General features: G+C 61.0%; 12 protein-coding genes and 1 tRNA gene. 7 read left to right on the top strand and 6 right to left on the bottom strand.

The window, feature by feature from the left end; translation table 11 throughout:
- Positions 1–100: 100 nt before the first annotated feature.
- The 3 genes from N008_RS10060 to N008_RS21570 form a co-directional block, all read right to left on the bottom strand.
- Entirely contained in the window at positions 101–1,840 is a 1,740-nt protein-coding gene (locus N008_RS10060) for a lysophospholipid acyltransferase family protein (protein WP_044015698.1), read from the bottom strand.
- Between the two features lie 361 nt (positions 1,841–2,201).
- Positions 2,202–3,089: a DNA/RNA non-specific endonuclease gene (locus N008_RS10055; RefSeq protein WP_071884512.1), complete on the bottom strand. Its 888-nt coding sequence runs from the start codon at positions 3,087–3,089 to the stop codon at positions 2,202–2,204.
- A gap of 323 nt (positions 3,090–3,412) precedes the next feature.
- Positions 3,413–5,572, bottom strand: a complete 2,160-nt coding sequence (locus N008_RS21570) for a T9SS type A sorting domain-containing protein (RefSeq protein WP_081910723.1) — start codon at positions 5,570–5,572, stop codon at positions 3,413–3,415.
- A 357-nt stretch (positions 5,573–5,929) separates the two neighbouring features.
- Between N008_RS21570 and N008_RS10045 the strand changes: the two genes are divergently transcribed.
- The 3 genes from N008_RS10045 (at position 5,930) to N008_RS10035 (ending at position 12,070) form a co-directional block, all read left to right on the top strand.
- Positions 5,930–7,294 carry a sigma-54-dependent transcriptional regulator gene (locus tag N008_RS10045; RefSeq protein ID WP_044015696.1) on the top strand — a complete coding sequence of 455 codons (1,365 nt, stop codon included), beginning with the start codon at positions 5,930–5,932 and terminating at the stop codon, positions 7,292–7,294.
- Positions 7,295–7,357: 63 nt separating this feature from the next.
- Complete coding sequence (locus N008_RS10040; RefSeq protein WP_044015694.1) at positions 7,358–10,927, top strand: PAS domain S-box protein; 3,570 nt, start codon at positions 7,358–7,360, stop codon at positions 10,925–10,927.
- Between the two features lie 87 nt (positions 10,928–11,014).
- Positions 11,015–12,070 carry a flavin-containing monooxygenase gene (locus tag N008_RS10035; RefSeq protein WP_044015691.1) on the top strand — a complete coding sequence of 352 codons (1,056 nt, stop codon included), beginning with the start codon at positions 11,015–11,017 and terminating at the stop codon, positions 12,068–12,070.
- 407 nt (positions 12,071–12,477) lie between these two features.
- Here the strand turns inward: N008_RS10035 and N008_RS10030 are convergent, their stop codons facing one another.
- Positions 12,478–12,834 carry a T9SS type A sorting domain-containing protein gene (locus N008_RS10030; RefSeq protein ID WP_052381407.1) on the bottom strand — a complete coding sequence of 119 codons (357 nt, stop codon included), beginning with the start codon at positions 12,832–12,834 and terminating at the stop codon, positions 12,478–12,480.
- Positions 12,835–13,010: 176 nt separating this feature from the next.
- Here N008_RS10030 and N008_RS10025 point away from each other — a divergent pair, with 176 nt between their 5' ends.
- The 3 genes from N008_RS10025 to N008_RS10015 all read left to right on the top strand — a co-directional run bounded on the left by N008_RS10025 (position 13,011) and on the right by N008_RS10015 (position 16,311).
- On the top strand, positions 13,011–14,129 hold the full coding sequence (locus N008_RS10025) for an NAD(P)/FAD-dependent oxidoreductase (RefSeq protein ID WP_044015689.1): 1,119 nt from the start codon (positions 13,011–13,013) through the stop codon (positions 14,127–14,129).
- A gap of 115 nt (positions 14,130–14,244) precedes the next feature.
- On the top strand, positions 14,245–15,354 hold the full coding sequence (locus N008_RS10020) for a type III polyketide synthase (RefSeq protein WP_044015687.1): 1,110 nt from the start codon (positions 14,245–14,247) through the stop codon (positions 15,352–15,354).
- A 180-nt stretch (positions 15,355–15,534) separates the two neighbouring features.
- Complete coding sequence (locus tag N008_RS10015; RefSeq protein ID WP_231569810.1) at positions 15,535–16,311, top strand: methyltransferase domain-containing protein; 777 nt, start codon at positions 15,535–15,537, stop codon at positions 16,309–16,311.
- A gap of 219 nt (positions 16,312–16,530) precedes the next feature.
- Here N008_RS10015 and N008_RS10010 read toward each other — a convergent pair whose 3' ends face one another.
- Positions 16,531–17,439 (bottom strand): histone deacetylase, encoded by a 909-nt coding sequence (locus N008_RS10010; protein ID WP_044015684.1) that lies wholly within the window; start codon positions 17,437–17,439, stop codon positions 16,531–16,533.
- A gap of 121 nt (positions 17,440–17,560) precedes the next feature.
- Positions 17,561–17,635 (bottom strand) — tRNA-Val (locus N008_RS10005).
- Between the two features lie 200 nt (positions 17,636–17,835).
- Here N008_RS10005 and N008_RS21565 point away from each other — a divergent pair.
- The gene (locus N008_RS21565) at positions 17,836–18,528 is read left to right on the top strand and encodes a porin family protein (protein WP_052381406.1); all 693 of its coding nucleotides are present in this window, start codon (positions 17,836–17,838) and stop codon (positions 18,526–18,528) included.
- Positions 18,529–18,600: the final 72 nt, after the last annotated feature.

The following is an 18,600-nucleotide window of genomic DNA, read 5'->3' as shown; positions in this document are numbered from 1 at the left end:
GGCTGCATCCCGTATCCGGCCTTATGTTTTTTTTGCACTTTCAGCATATTCACTATAGATCTTACGCTACAGGCGCGTTGGCTTCTATCTCGCCATACTTCTATATAGACGTGTTATAGCGGCTCAGCAGCCGATGGGTGCGGGCCGGCAGTTTCCGTGCATCCAGCAGCAGCAACCCGTCCAAGGTGTTGCTGAAGCGGGGGTCTATGTTGAAGCCCAACAGTCGGGCATTTTGCTTCAAGTACTGCCGCAGCAGCACCGGTACGCCACTGCCGCCCGGCTCCAGCCCACTTACCAATTGCTGCAGGTGCTGCAAATCATCCAGGCCGGCCTGAAGCAGCGCTGGACTGGCAGCGGCATCGAGCGGCCGGTAGCGGAACTGCTTGCGGGCCCGCACGTGCTGGGCCAGCCCTGCATCGAAAAAGTGCCGTTGCAGATATTCCACCATCACCGCCTTGGAAGCCATAGAGAACCGGTTGCTGATACTGACCGGGCCCAGCAGGTATTGGTATTCCGGATGCGTGGCCAGGTATTCGGCCACGCCCTTCCAGAGCAGTGCCAACGGCAGAGGCTGGCGCTGGTACTCAGCGCGCACAAACGAGCGGCCCAGCTCCAGCGACTGCCGTAGCACCGGCACAAACGCCTTTTTCAACTGAAACAGCGAGTGCAGGTAGAAGCCCCGGCGGCCGTGCTGCCGCAGGATGGCCCGGCCCATCCCCAGCCGATAGGCCCCTACCAGCTGCCGATTTTGGCGGTCGTACAGAAACAGGTGCCGGTAATAATCGTCATATCGGTCTAAATCGATAGGTTGCTGGGTGCCTTCGCCCTCACTGCGGAAGGTCAGTTCGCGTAGGCGTCCTATTTCGCGCAGTACATGAGGCAGCTCCGCTTTCTTGGCCATATATACTTCCCAACGGTCGTGGCGCACCAGGCAGCGGCCGGGGCGCAACGCGGCTATATCGGCCTCCAGCAGCTCGGCCGGCGTTTCGGTTATCACGGCCGGCACGGGCAGAGGCGGCAGCAGCGCCGCAAAGCGCCGCTCTGGGGTCGAGCCGAGGGCATATACCCGGGCACGCAGGTAAGAAAGCTGCTCGGAAACCGGCAGCCGGCCCAGTTCGGCTGGCGCCACCGGCCGGCCAATACGCACCTGAATGGTCTGGCCGCGCTTGTTGAGCAGCTCGGCCGGCAGCCGGGCCGTGCGCAATAGCGGATGAAGCAGCCCCAACATGCTGAAGGTGGTGCTGTTCTGCCCACTCAGCCACAGCGGCACCACGGGCACCCGCACCATGGCCAACAGCCGCCCGGCCGTGGGATTCCAGGCGGGGTCGTGGGGTGGCCCAAACAGCTGCGAGCGGTGCGCAACCTCGCCGGCCGGAAACAGCAGCAGGGGCACATCATTGTGCAGGTGGCGCAGCATCTGGCGCACGCCGGGAATGTTGCGGCCAGCTGCCTGCCGCTCGGGGCTCACCAGCACCAGCTGCTCAGCCAGGCGAGGCAGCAGTGGGGCCAGCAATTCGCTGGCTACCGCCCGCAGTTGCGGCCGCACCTTACCCAGCACGTGCAGCACTACCAGCCCATCAAGCAGCCCACATGGATGATTGGCGATGGCCACGAAAGCGGTGGCCGGGAGCCGGTGCAGCTCGGCCGCATCGTAGCGCACCGTGATGTGCAGCTGCCGCAACAGTTGCTCCACGAAATCCAGCCCGTTGAGGTGGCTGCTTTGCGCATACAGCTCCTGCAGCTTGCGCAGCTGCACCACCTGCTCCCACACAGGGCGCAGAAACTCGCGCGAACGGCGCAATGGCGACGGGAACGGGAAGGAATGCGGCTGTAATTCCATGCGATAACCAACTAACCCCCGGCACTGCCCGGGCATAATACCCAAACCTCCGAAATACAGATTAGCCGCTCGTTATGCCCCTATTATCAAACCGTTAAGGTTGTCCGGGGTGGCCGTAAATGCAGAGAGCCGCGTTGCAGCGCGGCTCTCCATCTCCTTCACATTTTCCACTTACTTCACTCACTGCAAATGTACGACAGGGAAGCGGCTGATGTTTGGGTAAAACACAGAATAATGAAATGTTAATATGCCAGCTAACTCCCTGAGGTTCAAAATTTGCCCTGAAAGCAAGTACCCCGGCTAACATGTGTTAGCCGGGGTACGAAACATCCAAAACCGGAAGCCGGACGAAGCCGGGCCGCTAGTTGGTCGGGCCGTTGTCGACGCGGGCCTCGATGGTGGCCTGCACCGTGCTGCTCACCGCCGACAGCAGGTTGTAGCCGGTAGCCTGCTCAATGGCATCCACCGAGGTGCGGTAGCTGCCCCAGGTGGTGGCCACGGACTGGTCGTTGGGGGTATTGATGGCAATTACGCGGGTGGCAGTGGTTACGCGGCTGGCGTCGGAGGTGCCGTTGGGCATCACTACAACTACTTTCCAGCAACGGTTGGGCACCGTGATTTTGCCGCCGGCAATGGTGGTGGCGTAGCCATTGACGCCGGTGCCGCCGGTGCCGTAGCTCCCGCAGATGATGTAAAGCTCGTTGCCGGCATTCACCAGTGTACGGCAGTAGTTTTCGAGGCCGGCCCAGGTGCGCTGGTTGTTGTTGGCGGCCTGGGGCATCATGTTGGTCATCAGGAACGTGGCCGAATTATCGGCGACGGAGCCGGTGCGGTCGGCGCTAGGGCAGTTGTGGCCCCGGTCGAAGCCCGAACCGGTGTAGCTGCTGGTGGTGGCCTTAAACCATGTGCTGGGTAGGCTGTTGTCGGCCGCAAAGTTATCCTGGCGCGGGGTGCTGCCCACCCAGGCGCTGCTCAGATGCCAGCTTACCCAGTTGGGCACGGCCCGGTCGCGGTGGTACGACATCACAAACTGCGGTTTTACCAACAGGTAATTCCAGTATTGGGCAGCATCCGTGACCGCGCCGCTGGGGTTGCCCAGCGCCAAGTGGCTGTCACGCGTGGCTGTGGCATCGGCCGAAGCCTGCACCGCCGATGGCGCCTGCGGCGCCACCAACTCTTCTTGCGAACAAGCGGCAGCCAGTGTCAGCAGGGTGCCCCAGGTGAGTAAACGAATACCAGTACGCTTCATGCAAAGAGGTGTGTGGAAGAAAAGAAAGAAAAGGAGCAGAAATCACTGGCCGGCGCACAGGCATAATCCAGACGATGTGACAAAGATTATGCTTTATCTGCGGGCCAGTATTAAGCCAATATTATCATTTTATTCACTAAGCCCCTTCTTTATTGAAAAAAATTCAAAACACCTTATTATCCTCAACATTTACTTATTCCATTATCAGCACTCTGCATTGTCGTTTGGGTGGCTGCTAGCAAACAGAAAAGCCGTCGGCAAGGCCGACGGCTTTTTCTGCTGTATTCTACACACCAATCGTTACTCAATTTGAGCATCTGTCATTAGGGCCCCGTCACGACGAGACGCTGGCTACCGAGAACCTGGCCCTGGGCGCCGGCCACTACTACATGATAGATGCCAGCTGGAAGGTCTTGGCTTGGTAAGGCCATCTTATCAGCAGGCACTTGGCGCAGCAGTACGCCGCGCATATCATATACACTCAGTGTAGCGGCGGTAGTGGCTTCACTGTTATTCGTCAGGTTTACCCGAACGGTACTCGACTGAGTGGCTGGATTCGGATACAGCGTAATCGCCGTTTGCTGCGTGTTTTTCCAGGATACGGCCACTACCGGAGAATACTCCGGGGTACCATCAACATCGACCTGGCGCAGACGGTAGTAGAGCGTGGTAGCCTGCGTAGCCGCGGCCGTTTCGTCGCGGAAGGTGTAGCTGCGGCCGTTGCTGGTGCCACTTCCTTCCACACGGCCCACAGCCACGAAGCCGGTGGTAGAGTTTTGGGCGCGCTCTATTTCGAAATATTGGTTGTTGCGCTCAGAAGCCGTACGCCAGGCCAGCTGCACGGCCGAGCCAGCAGCTTGTGCCGTGAAAGCCACCAGTTCTACTGGCAGCGGGCCAGGGGCCACGATGGTTGCTTGGTCCGACTGAGGCTTATCCTCGGCGTACACATAATATACCAGTGTGCGCGCCAGCAGAAACGCCGGGGCACTCACTTCCAATTCCACCTTGGTAAAGTCCTGAGTGGTATTGAAGTACACTTCCACTTTACCGTTGGTTAACAGTGCCTGTGTCAGCAGCTTGCTCCCGGTAGCTGTTTCAAGCAACTGGCCGGCATCATTGTAGGTGCGTAAAGTCACTGCGTCAAGCAACGCCGTGTTGAGTAAGCCAGTACCCTGTCGGATGACGGCCCCGGCCGCGTTGCCAGCTTGCCCGGAGCCATTAAGGTCAATGCGTAGCGCGGTGCGCGAAAGCACGCTCAATAGGCCAGAGCGCATAACGGCAAAATTCGTTAAGTCGGTATCCGCTGCCCGTTCCCCATTTGCGACGACAGTGGTATCATTTAGGTCTACCTGCAGCAGGCCGTCGCGGTAAGCGCTGAACTTATTAGCCCCGCTGGCAAAATCCGACCGGATTGGATTTTGGTCGCGGAAGGCAGATGGCTCGATCCCAAAGCCATAATAAACATTCAGGTTATCAAGAACAGTGAGCAGGCCGCTGCGGGTGAGTTGCAATTCATCAAAGGCTCTGCTGGCAGGAAAACTTACCCGATACTTGCCGCCGGGAAGCACATTAACCTGCACCAAGTCAACCCCTGTTACGGTTTCCCGTGGCTCACCATTCAGAAATGTTCTGATCTGCATGCCCTTGAGTGCATTCACATCGGCCAAGCCTTGCAGCCCCACTACAAAGCCCGCATAGAACTCCCGGGGTACGGCAGCCTCCAGTTTTACGCGCAACGTGTTAGGGCAGCTCACACCTGCTATCGTCCTGAAAGTGGCAAAATTAGTCAGGTCGGTATCGGCAGCGCGGTCGGGAAAGTCTACGTTAGAGTTGAGGCACACCGTCACGCCGTTATCCACCACCCGCGTACTGTAATGTGTGTTTTCTATTGGAGTTGGAAAGCGTGAAAGCACGCCACGGACAGTTTCCTGGATGTTGGCATCCACGCCATAAGCATAGTAAACGCGCAGGTCGTAGCCAACACTGAGCAACGAACGAGCTTCAATCTCAATTCTGTTGAATTGCTTTTCAGTGACAAACTCCACCCGCTGAGGAGAAGAGTTGCTAAGCAAGGCACCAAGCAGCCTCGCACCTGAAACTGTTTCCTGCACGGTACTACCCATATACGTAGTTATCGTGAGTGCATTACCCAGAGAAGCCACTCCAGCGGCACTCACAACGAACCCGGCCCGGTAGTTCTTTGGTACGGTACCACTCATGTTGAGCCGGATTAAGGCAGATGGTTCTCCTAAGCCAAGACTAATTAGCGGTAGCCGCAGGATAGCAAACTCTGTTTTGTTGCCTACTGCTTTTTCTTCATCTATAACACTGCCACAAGGCGCAGGGATTCCAAGGCCACAACCAGTAGCAGTGCCGTGCACAGAACTACCATAATAAGCAGGGCCGGCGGCCCAGCTATTGGCAAGCGTCATTAGCCAGACAATGGCTAACGCAATGGTTCGGAAGTAGATATGGCGTGTCATGGTAGTTGATCAGGTCGGAACAAGGCGAAATACTATGCTCGGCATTGTGCAATACAAGACCGCTGCCACGCTGTGCCGCTGTCCCCTTAGCTTTGATAATCAAATACTTATGTCCATTAGAAATATCATATATTATCCCAATTATAGATTAATATTCCCAATTAGGGAATAAATGGTAAAGCCCATTTTTCCCTGTTATACTCGCACCTTTCTGCTCCTTTTCATCTCCGCCCCAGCTATCGAAAACCAAACAACCAGCCTGCACAGCCATCCGAATCACCCTGTTTCACAGGGTCTGTTTATGGGGCCTGTGGCTTGGTTGGCTTCGCTACAGTCGGCTACGCATTGTTGCTATCCATGTCTGCTACCTCCCCCATCCATATTTTCATTGTCGAAGACAATGCCTGGTATGGCGAACTGCTCGAATACAAACTGGGCCAGGACCCCGATTACCAGATCCAGCGTTTCGTAACGGCTCAGGCCTGCCTCGACCATCTGAGCGAGAAGCCGGACCTGATTACCCTAGACTACAACCTGCCCGATGGCAAAGGCGACGAGGTGCTGCGCCAGATAAAGGAGCGGCTGCCGGAAGTAGCCGTCATTATCATTTCGGGGCAGGAAGATGTACGCACGGCCATTGGCCTGCTACGCCAGGGCGCCTACGACTACCTCGTGAAAGACGAGGAAACCGCCGACCGACTCTGGAACTCGGCGGGCAACGTGCGCAAGCAGATTCAGCTGCGCCGCGAAAACGAGCGGCTGCGCGAGCAAATCGGCATCAAGTACGACCCAACCCGTGCCATTTTGGGAAACAGCTCCCAAATGCACCAGCTCAATACTTTGATTGAGAAAGCTGCCCGCACCAATATTACGGTTTCGGTGAGCGGCGAAACCGGCACTGGCAAAGAACTGGTTGCCAAGGCCATTCACTATCTGTCGCCGCGGCGCGAGCATGCTTTTGTGGCCGTGAATCTGGCTGCCATTCCGCGGGAACTGCTGGAAAGCGAGTTGTTCGGGCACGAAAAAGGAGCTTTTACCGGGGCAGTGAGCCGCCGCATCGGACGCTTCGAGGAAGCCAACCACGGCACGCTGTTTCTGGATGAAATTGCTGAAATGCCGCTGGAAATGCAGGCTAAGCTCCTACGGGTGCTACAGGAGCGCGAAGTGTCCCGGGTGGGCGGCGGCGCCCCCATTCCGTTTGACGCCCGCCTGATGGTGGCCACCCACCGCGACCTGGCCGCCGAAGTGCAGCAGGGCAACTTTCGCGAAGACCTTTACTACCGCCTGCTGGGGCTGCCGATAGTGCTGCCGCCACTGCGTGAGCGAGGCCAGGACGTGCTGCTGCTGGCCGACTCCTTCCTCAGCGAGTTTTGCCAGCAAAACAACATGGCAGCCTGCCGGCTGTCGGAGGAGGCCCGAAATCTGCTGCTGCGCTACCCGTTTCCGGGCAACGTGCGCGAGCTGAAAGCGGTGGTGGAGCTGGCCGCCGTGCTAGCCGAGCACGATGTCATTCAGCCGCAAGACCTGTCGTTGCGGGCGCAGAGTGGCGGCGGCAGTGGGCTCATGCCAGCGAATGAGTCGTTGCGGACTCAGGTGGCCACCATTGTGCAGCGCTACCTGGATGCTCATCAGGGAAATATTTTGCAGGTGGCTGCCAAGCTGCAAATCGGGAAGTCCACCATTTATCGTATGGCTCAGAACAACGAGGTGCGGCTGCGGTAGTTACCTGCCCGGCCGAACAGTCGCCCCCTTCCTTCTGCGACGCTTTCCTTTGAGCTGTAAGCCATGACATCAGGTTCCCTCCCTCTTCGCCAGCTGCAACGGCGGCTGCGGTTCACGCAGAATGCTCTGCAGGCCCGGCAGCAGGAGATGCAGCAATTGCGCGAGGAGCTGGCCCGGCAAAACGCCGCCGCCGCCAGCCAGGTGGCGGCTTTGCTGCAAACCATGCATACCGGCCTGCTGGTAGCCGACCGCAACCGCCGCATCACACTACTCAACCAGAACTACTGCGACCTGCTGGGGCTGCCGCAGCCAGCCGCGCACTACGTGGGCTACTCCATGGAAGAGCTGTGGACAGTGGTTCGGCCGCTCGTGCGCAACGCCGAAGCCATGGTGGCCGACACCATCGCCACGCTACGTAACAAAGACCGCAGCACCATGCTGATGGAACTGGAAAACGGCCGCATTCTGCAGCAGGAATCTTTGCCGGTAGTGAGCCAGGGCCTCACGCAACTTTACCTGTTCAGCTTCGAAGATGTGACCCAGCAGCAGCAGGTGCTGGCGCGCGTGCGCGAGCTTTCGCGCCTGGCCGAGCAGAGCCCCTCCCCCATCATCTGCTTTGGTCTGGATGGCGAAGCACTGTATGCCAACCCGGCGGCCAGCCATGTGCTGCAGGCCCTAGACCAGCCGCAGTGGCAGTCCGACCGCACCTTCCTGCAGCAGCAAATAACGGAAGCCTTGCAGCAAGGCGTTTCGCGGGTGATAGAGCGCCCCCTTGATGATCGGTTTTACCACTGGACCATCGTGCCACTGCCGGCCGAACAGGCGGCCAACGTGTACCTGACCGACATTACGGCCCGGCGGCAGGCCGAATCGGAGCTGCGCCACAGCCAGCGCTTCGCAGCCCGCATCAACGACACTATTCCGGCCATCGTGTACCTGTACGACGTGCAGCAGCGCCAAGTGGTGTACCTAAACCGACAGATAGAGCAGATTCTGGGCTATACGGAACAGGAAATCAAGGCCTTTGGACAAGATATGCTGCAGCACATCTTCGACCGGCAGAGCCTGCAGTCGGCCGCCAGTAAACAGGGGTTTGTGGCCGGTATGACGGATCAGCAGCTCAGTACCGGCGAATACCGCGTGCGGCACCGCGACGGCAGCTGGCGCTGGATCTGGGTACGCAGCCGGGTTTTTCTGCGCGATGCGCAGGGCCGAGTCCAGCAGGTTCTGGGCAGTGCCGAGGACATTTCGGAACGCAAAATCACCGAGCAGGCCCTGCGCCAGAGCCAATTGCTGATGGAGCGCGTGGCCTACACGGCCCCCAACCTCATTTACATCTACGACCTGCAGGACAAGCGCAACCTCTACTGCAACCGTTCCATTGAGCACATGCTGGGCTACACCGGCGCCGAGATTCAGGCGTTGGGCAGCAATGTATTGGCGCATCTTATGCCGCCTTCCCAGGTGAAGCTGCTGGAAGACCATTATGCGCAGGTTGCCCAGCTGGCCGACGGCCAGATGCTCACGCTGGAGTATTTCCTCAACCACCGCAACGGCTCGGTGCGGTGGATGCGCGTGACGGATACGCCCTTCGAGCGTGATGAAAACGGCCGCGTGCTGCAGCTGGTGGGTGTGGGCGAGGATATTACGCGCTGGAAAGTGGCCGACGAGCAGCGGCGCACCGCCAACCGCCGCCTGGCCGAGCAAAACCGCCTGTTTCGGCAGGTGATTGATACGGCTCCCCACCTCATTTACCTCAAAGACCGGCTGGGCAACTATCTGCTGGCCAACAAGGCCATTGCCGACTTGTATGGCATGACCCCGCAACAGATTGTGGGTGCCCAGCCGGAAACCTTGCCCAACGCCCCGGGAGAAGGCCAGCGGTACCGCCGGCAAGACGAAGAATTGCTGCGCACGGGAAAGGAAATCGTGCTTGAAGAAAGCTTCACCAAGTCCGACGGCGAAACGCTTTGGTTCTACAGTATTAAGCGGCCGTTTGTGCTAGCCGATGGCAGCATGCAGATTCTGGGAATCGACACCAACATCACCGAGCTCAAGCGCACCCAGCTTGACCTGCATGCCGCCAAGGAAGCGGCCGAGCAAAACGCCCAGGCCAAGCAGGACTTCCTGGCCAACATGAGCCACGAAATACGGACGCCGCTGAACGGTATTCTGGGTATTGCCGGGCTGCTGGCTAAAACCCCGCTCGACGACCAGCAAACCCAGTTTCTGCGCCACATCCGTTACTCTGCCGACCATTTGCTGGTCGTCATCAACGATGTGCTGGCTATGGCGGAGCTGGGGGCGGGCAAGATCCGGCCCGAAACCATTGCGTTTGACGTGCGCGACGTGCTGACGGCCAGCCGCGAGCTGCTGCTGCCCCGGGCGCAGGAAAAAGGTATTGCGCTGGAACTGGACCTGCCGCCGGCCACGGTGCCTACCACCGTGCTCGGCGACCCGCACCGTTTGCGCCAGGTGCTGCTCAACCTGATTTCCAACGCCGTCAAATTCACGGCCTATGGCCGGGTGCTGGTATCATGCCAGCCGCTTAGCCTCTCGGCCGAACAGGCCACGCTGCAGTTTCGGGTGGTGGACACGGGCACAGGCATCCCGGCGCATCAGCTGCAGCAAATGTTCGAGCCGTTTATCCAGGCCTCGTCCAGCACCGCCCGCGAATACGGCGGCTCGGGCCTGGGCCTGAGCATTTCGCGGGGTTTGGTGGAGCTGATGGGCGGCACGCTCACGGCCGAAAGCCGCCTGCACGAGGGCAGCACGTTCTCCTTTACGCTGAGCTTCCGCTACGTGGCCCAGGCCGCCGACGCGGCCGTCAGCCGGCCCGCCCCTGCCCCCAACTACCGGCGCCTGGGTGCCCGCCGGGTGCTACTGGCCGAAGACAACGCCATCAACCAGTTTCTGGTGGAAGCCTTGCTGGGCGGCTGGGGCTGGACGGTGGACACCGCCGGCACTGGCCCCGATGCCCTCACGCTCTTCAACCAGCACCGCTACGATGTGGTGCTGATGGATATCCAAATGCCGGGCATGGATGGCGTGGAAGCCACCCGCCAAATCCGCCAGCACCCCGATCCGGAGCGGGCCGCCACCCCGGTACTGGCCCTGACGGCCCACGCCCTTCGCGACGAGGCCGAGCGGTTCCGGCAGGCGGGCTTCTCAGGCTACCTGTCCAAGCCGTTTCAGGAAGAGGATCTTTTTCAGGCGATTGCCACCGCGTTGGGCGAGCGGCCGGCCGTGGGGCCTGCCCCCAAAACCCTTGAGCCCGAGTTAGCTGCCGCCGCCCTCTACAGCCTGAGCGGCATCCGGCGGCTGGCCCACGGCAACGAGGAGTTTGTGCGGCGACTGGCTCAGCTTTTCATCCAGACTACGCCGCCAGCTGTGCGGGAGCTGGAGCAGCACTTGGCCGCAGCAAATTTCGAGTTACTAGGAGCAGCCGCTCATCAGCTCAAAAGCTCCCTCGACGGCCTGCAAATCCGGAGCCTGCACGCCCCTATCCGGCGCCTGGAGGCTGGCCGCAAAGAGCCGCTCGATCTGCAGGAAGCCAAACAGCTGGTAGACCTCGTGTGCAAAGTAACGGAACAAGTGATGGACGGTCTGCGCCTGGATTTTCCCGGACTGTAGGCACCTGTCCCGCTGCGCCTGCCAACGGCAACGCTGCCAGCCTGTATCTTCGCCCACTTTCCTTCTTCACTCCTTTTCGGCCGCTGCATGACCCCTATTACGCTTGATACGCTCATCATCGGGGCCGGCCAGGCGGGCCTGGCGGCGGCCTACTACCTGCAGCAGCGCGGCGTAGATTTTGCACTTCTGGAGGAACGTCAGGCCGTGGGTGACATCTGGGCGACGCGCTTCGACGCGTTGCGGCTATTTTCGCCGCAGTGGGCCAGCGGGCTGCCCGGCCGGCCCTGGCCGGGGCCCGCGCTGCACTATCCGTCCAAGGATGAGGCCGCTACGTATCTGCGCAACTACGCCGCCCACTTCGGGTTCAGGGTGCATACCGGGCAGAAAGCCGTTTCGCTGACTCCCAACCCGGCTGGCGGCTACGTGGTGGGCACCCACACGGGCCAAACCTATCAGGTCCGGCGCGTGATTGTGAGCACCGGTGCCTACTCTGCCCCGCGGATTCCGGCGTTTGCCGGGCAGCTGCCGGCCAGCGTGCAGCAGCTCCACAGCAGCCATTACCGCAACCCCACGCAGATAGCCGCCGCCGGCCCCGTGGCGGTGGTAGGCAGCGGCAACTCCGCCCTGCAGATTGCCGCCGACCTGGCCAGCAGCGGCCGCCCCGTGTTTGCCGCCTTCGACGACCAGACGCCAGCCTTCCCCAACAATCAGGCTACCTGGGTGCTGCTGAAGGCCACGGGCATGCTGCGCGTGTCGCGCTACAACTTTGCAGGCCGGGCCATGATGCACCGCCCCGAGCCGGTCGTGCTCGGCGACTTGCAGCGCCTGCGCCAGTTTCCGAACGCGCAGTTTATGGGCCGGGCTACCGGGGCCACCGCCGAGGGCACACTGCAGGGCCGCCGCGCCACCACACCGCCTCTGGCAGCCGTGGTATGGGCCACCGGCTTCGGCCCCGATTTTGACTGGATCAAGCTGCCCATTTTCGAGGCCGACGGTTCTCCACGCCACCGATACGGCCTTACGGATGCACCGGGCGTAGCTTTTTTGGGCCTGCCCTGGCTGAACAGCCGCAGCTCGGCCCTCATGGGTGGCGCGGGCCCCGATGCCCACCACGTGGTAGAGCATCTGCTGGCCACATCCTGAAGAGCAGCCGGCCCGGCGCAGACCTGAAATAGGGTGTCATTCAGGCAAGCAGAGGGATTTCTGCGAATGCCCAAATTATACTGCAACTACTGAGGGGCTTTCGTAGTTGTATAGGCAGTTCCCGATGCCACGAATAAGGCTGTTAGGCTGAAGGTGGGGCCGGGATTTTTTTCGCTGTTTCTAACGCACTGTAGCATGTCACTTCTGATTTTTCTGGGCGTAGCGGTTGCCACGGCCCTGTTTTCCCTCAATACCATCGATCAACTGAAAGCTTCGCTGAAGCCTATCCCCGTACGCGCCAAAAACCGCCGCTAACGGCTGGTTGCTCGCATAAATGAAAAGGCCCCGTCTGGTTGCAGACGGGGCCTTTTCTATGTATGCGTCAGTGGCAGCTAGCCAGCTACACTTCAGCGGATAACAAGCTTGCGCATTTCACTAGCATTGTCGCCTTCGAGCTTCACGTAGTAGAGGCCGTTGGCAAACTTGCTCAGGTCAAGGGTTTTGGTGAACCGGTCGTTGAGCTCGGTGATGGTTTCGCGGTAGATAACCGAGCCGATGACGTTGAGTACCCGCAACTCCAGTTTGCGGCCTTCAAAGCCATTGATGGCAATATGCACGATACCCGTGCTCGGGTTCGGGTAAATCAGCAGGGTGCGTTCTTCGGCGGGCCGCGCAGGGCGAGCAGCTGGGCCCTTTGCGGCTTGGCTCTGCAGAGAGCTGCCAAGTAGCAGAAATAGTAGAAAATAGCGTAGGAGTTGCATCATAGTGGGCTGTAAGGCAGAGGAATGGGCGCGAGCAGAATACTTGGTGAAACGTTCGGCGCTTAATTAGGTTTGCAAAGATATTGCGCTATTTCCGAATAGACCGATAAAATATAACTCCTCTTCGACAAACCGCCCTTTTTCAGCCTCTTTTTCAGCCTCTTACCGGATAAATCAAGTTGGACGTTCTCATTATCGGTGGTGGATTGGGGGGGCTGGTGGCGGCCTTGGACCTGCGTATGCGCGGCTACGCCGTGACTGTGGTGGAGCGGCAGCAGTATCCGTTTCATCGGGTGTGCGGCGAGTACATTTCCAACGAGGTGCTGCCGTATCTGCGGCGCCTTGAGGCCGACCCGGCGGTGCTGCAGCCAGCCCAGCTCACCCGGTTCGCCCTCAGTTCGCCGGCCGGCCGTCTACTGTCGTTGCCGCTGGATCTGGGCGGGTTTGGGGTGAGCCGCTACACGCTCGATCTGCACCTGTGCCGGCTGGCGGAAGCCCGCGGCGTCACGGTGCTGCAGCAGGCCACCGTCACAGCCGTGGCCTTCGAGGCGGCCACCGACAGCCACACTGTCATGCTGGCCGATGGGCGGCAGCTGACGGCGCGCACGGTGCTGGGCGCCTTCGGCAAGCGCAGTGCCTTTGATAGGCAGCTACAGCGGCCGTTTTTTCAGCAACGCTCGCCCTATATCGGCGTCAAGCATCACCTGCGCCTGCCCGGCTACCCCACCGACCTGATTGCGCTGCACAACTTCGCCGACGGCTACGCGGGCATATCGGCGGTAGAGGACGACCGGCTGTGCTTCTGCTACCTCACCACGCGCCAGAACCTGAAAAGCCAGGGCACCATCGCGCAGCTGGAAGCCAACGTGCTGGGTTGCAACCCGCACCTGCGGCGCATCCTCACGGAGGCCGAGTACCTGTACGCCCAGCCTGAGGTCATCAACGAAATATCCTTCGCGCCCAAGTCGTGCGTGGAAGAGCACATGCTGCTGTGCGGCGACGCGGCGGGCCTGATTACACCGCTCTGCGGCAACGGCATGGCTATGGCCCTGCACGGCGCGCAGCTGGCCGCCACCCACCTCCACGACTTCCTGCAGGGCCGCACCACCCGCGCCACGCTGGAAACGCACTACCGCCACGACTGGCAGCGCCACTTCGGGCAGCGGCTGCGGGTAGGACGGCTGGTGCAGGGACTGTTTGGCCAGCCAGTGCTCAGCGAGGCCGTGGTGGGCGGCCTGCGATACCTGCCGGCCGCCGTGCGCGCCCTCATGCGCCGCACCCACGGGCAGCCGTTCTAGGCCTTCCGGCCCGCGGCCCGTATATGGCTCCGCCGGCGCCGCAGCGCCGTGTAGTATTTCCGCTTTCCGCTCCCTGCCTCTTCCACACGCTACCTAATTTCGTATACTGCAGTCAATGATCAGCTATTTGAGTGCCATCGGCACTGCCAACCCGCCCCACCGTCTTCTACAAGCCCAGATCGGGGATTTCATGGCCCGCGCCCTGCAGTTCGATGATGCTGACACCCGCAAGCTCCGGGCCCTCTACCGGGTGTCGGGCATCGGGCACCGCTACACCGTGCTGCCCGACTACGGCCGCGCCAACGGCGACTTCACCTTCTTCCCGAACACGCCCGACCTGGAGCCGTTTCCGTCGGTGGGGGCGCGCATGCGGGTATACCGGCAGGAGGCGCTGCCGCTGGCCGCCGCCGCCGCCGAAAGCTGCCTGCAGCAGGCCCCGGAAGTGGCCGCCGACACCATCACGCACCTGATTTCGGTGAGCTGCACCGGCATGTATGCGCCGGGTCTCGATATTGAGCTGGTGAACCGGCTGGGCCTGCGGCCCGATATTCAGCGCACCTGCGTGAACTTCATGGGCTGCTACGCGGCCTTCAACGCCCTGAAGCTGGCCGACGCCATCTGCCGCGCCAATGCCGGGGCCCGCGTGCTGGTGGTGTGCACCGAGCTGTGCACCATTCATTTCCAGAAGCACCACGAGGAAGACCACCTGATTTCCAACGCCCTGTTCGGCGACGGCGCGGCGGCGGCGCTGGTGGTGGGCACGCCCACGGGCAGCCGGCCGCATCTGGCCATGGAAGCCTTCCACTGCGGCTTGGAGCCCGACGGCCACGCCGACATGGCTTGGCACGTCAACGACTTCGGGTTTGAGATGACGCTGTCGTCGTACGTACCCAAGCTCATTCAGCGCGGCATCCGCAAGCTCACCGACGACTTGCTGCGCAACCTGCCGGTGCAGCTGGCCGACATCCGCCACTTTGCCATTCACCCGGGCGGGCGGCGCATCCTCGAAACCATCGAGCAGGAGCTGGGCCTCAGCAAGCAGGACAACGCCCCCGCCTACCACGTGCTGCGCGAATACGGCAATATGTCGTCGGCGACGGTGCTGTTTGTGCTGCGCGAGCTGCTGGGTGGCTTCACGGCTGCCGACGCTGGGGCGCCCATCCTGAGCTTCGCCTTCGGCCCCGGCCTCACGCTGGAAGCCATGTTGCTACGGGTGGTGGTATAGTGGAGTGATGGGGTGGTGGGCTGGCGGATTGGAACGTCATGCAGCGGCGCAGCCGAAGCATCTGGCGTGCGCCTCACCCCCCGGCCCCCTCTCCCGTGGAGAGGGGGAGCCAGACGAGTTTTTTGGGTAAGCCCGCTCCTTGGAAATTACTACGCTGGCGAGATTCCTCGCAAGCTCGGAATGACGTTCTTCCTTCGTTTCTCCCCACCCCACAAATCCACCAACCCACCCATCCTCCACCCCACCGTCATGCCTGATTTCTCGCGCCGCGCTACTGAGGAGGAGCTGATGGACGACCTGTCGTTGGCTTCCGACGCGCTGCGGCGCAACCTCGACGAGCTGGAAACCATCAACACCCGGCTGGGGGGCTATGCGCCGGTGCTGCACGCGCTGGAGCAGCTGCGCCCGCAGCTGCCGCCGGGCCGCCCCCTGCGCCTCGCCGACCTGGGCAGCGGCGGCGGCGACACCCTGCGCCACATTGCCCGCTGGGCCCGCCGCCGCCGGATTCCGGTGGAGCTGGTCGGCATCGATGCCAACCCGTTTATGCTGCGCTACGCCGCCGACAAGGCCCGCGACTACCCGGAAATCAGCTTTCAGCAGCAGGACATCTTCTCCGAGCAGTTCCGGCAGCAACCCTTCGACGTGCTGACGTGCAGCCTGTTCTGCCACCACTTCTCTGATGAAGCGCTAACCGAAATGCTGGCGAGTTGGCAAAAACAGGCCGGGCTGGCCGTCATCATCAACGACCTGCACCGCCACCCGCTGGCCTACTACAGCATCAAGTGGCTCACGCGCCTCTTCCGCGGCTCCTACCTCGTACAGAACGACGCGCCCCTGTCCGTGGCCCGCGCCTTCACCCGCCCCGACTGGGAGCACCTGCTGCAGCGCGCCGGCATCCGGCACTACCGCCTGCGCTGGCGCTGGGCCTTCCGTTGGCAGTTGGTGATTTTTGGGTGATGGGGTGATGAGGTGACAGGCAAAGAAAGAACGTCATTCCGAGCAGCGCGAGGAATCTCGCCAGCGTAGTAATTCCCAAGAAGTGGGCTTACCCAAAAACTCGCCCGAAAAACTCGTCTGGCTCCCCCTCTCTACAGGAGAGGGGGCCGGGGGGTGAGGTTCATGCGAGATGCTTGGGTGGCGCGTTCCATCACCCTACCAATCCACCAACCCACCATCTTACCCCCACAAATCCGCCGCCACGCGGAAGGTGTTGGCGTGGGCTTCCACAATGTCGATGATGCGCGGGGAGTAGCCGCCGCCCATGCACACCACCACCGGCAGGCCGTGGCGGTGGCACAACTCCAGCACAAACTCGTCGCGGAGGCGGCAGCCGGCGCGGCTCAGGGCCAGGTGGCCCAGCTTGTCGGTTTCCAGCACATCCACGCCGCTGAGGTAGAACACGAAATCGGGCTGCTGCTCTTCCAGCAGGCGCGGCAGCGCATCGTGTAACATGGCCAGGTAGGTGGCGTCGTCGGTGCCGTCGGGCAGCGGCAGGTCTAGGTCCGACTGCTCCTTGCGGTGCGGGTAGTTGCGGGCGCCGTGCATACTGAAGGTGAACACCCGCGGCTCGTGCCGGAAGATGGCGGCCGTGCCGTTACCCTGGTGCACGTCGAGGTCTACAATCAGCACCTTACGTACGTTGAATTCGGGGTGGGCCAGCAGGTAGTCGGCGGCGGCGGCCTGGTCGTTGAGCAGGCAGAAACCTTCACCCCGGTCGTGGAAGGCGTGGTGGGTGCCGCCCGCAATGTTGAGGGCCACACCGCCGTGCAGGGCCCGGCGCGCGCACTCCAGCGTGCCGCCCAGAATGGTCACTTCGCGCTCAAACAGCTGCCCACTCCACGGAAAGCCGGTGGCGCGCTCCTCATGGCGCGTGAGCTGGCCGTCGCGCAGGCGCTGGTAGTAGTCGGCGGAGTGGGTGCGCAGAATATCGGCTTCCGGGGGCGGCTGGGGCACGAAAAAGGCGCTTTCCGGCACCGTGCCCTCGCGCAGCAGCTGCTCCGGCAGCAGCTCATACTTGAGCATGGGGAAGCGGTGGTTTTCCGGCAGCGGATGCGCGTACAGCGGGGCCCAGGCAATGGAGAGCATAGAGACAGGAAATAACAGAGCGTCATGCTTCGGCTACGCCCCTGCACGATGTTCTTCTCCCCCACCAAAAACGAAAATAACCGCCGGTAGGGCGGTTATTTCGGATTCGGGAAGGAATGCGTGGGGCGTACTGGGCTCGAACCAGTGACCCCTACCTTGTCGAGGTAATGCTCTGAACCAACTGAGCTAACGCCCCGCAATCCTCCTGGCGGCGGCCGGAAAGCGCCAAAGATAGCAGCCGTTTTTACACTTGCAGCTTTGCATCCTATAAAAATTTACAACCTCGGTGCGGTGGCCGCGTATCCTTGCCTGCTGCTGCCGCTAAAATGGTAGCAGAAAGCACCGGCCCCAGCCGGCCATTCTGTTCCTCCAGTCCTCCGATTTCTAACTATCCTCATGAAGAAACTACCTGTACTCCTCGCACTTGGCTGCGCTTCGTTCACGGCCGCTCAGGCTCAGCAAACGCCCGGCGGCTCGATGTCGTCGACCAGCTACTCGCCCGGTACCAGCGACTCGCGCAACAACGGTTTTGGCGTGAAAGCCGGCTTCAATCTTTCTGACCTGCGCGGCGGCGACAAAGGCGCCTACAAGCAGCTGGAAAGCCTCAAATCGTACCACGCTGGCGTGTATGCCCAGTTCGGCCTCAACGATAAAGTATCGATTCAGCCGGAATTCCTGTTCACCCGCAAAGGCTTCGACGCTGAGCAGTTCGCTATTTCCGGCTCCAACGTAGGCCAGGCTAACGGCCAAGTGCGCGAAACCCGCCTCGACTACCTGCAGGTGCCCGTGCTGTTCGTGTATAACTTCCTCGACAACGTGAGCCTGCACGTAGGCCCACAGGCCTCGCTGCTGGTGAAAGCCAAGTATGCCGGCGAAGAGCGCCAGATTTCCAGCGTTGGCCTCAATAGCCTGGAGTACGGCGTAGTGGGTGGCCTGGAGGCCCGCGTAGGCCCGGCCCGCGTAGGAGCCCGCTACGACCTGGGTTTGTCGGACATCTACAACGATCCTAAAGACGCCGGCTCCGCCGCTTACGACAACGTGAAAAACGGTGTCTTCCAGGTGTACGTAGGAGTCGGCATCAACAACTAAGTACCCGTTTTCGGTTATTTGCCCTGAACTTGAAAAGGAAGCCTCTGGCTTCCTTTTTTCGTGTCCACGCTT

The organism is Hymenobacter sp. APR13 (assembly GCF_000737515.1).
GTDB lineage: Bacteria > Bacteroidota > Bacteroidia > Cytophagales > Hymenobacteraceae > Hymenobacter.
Note: the sequence above shows the minus strand (reverse complement) of the source record. Positions and strands in the feature narration are given on the sequence as shown.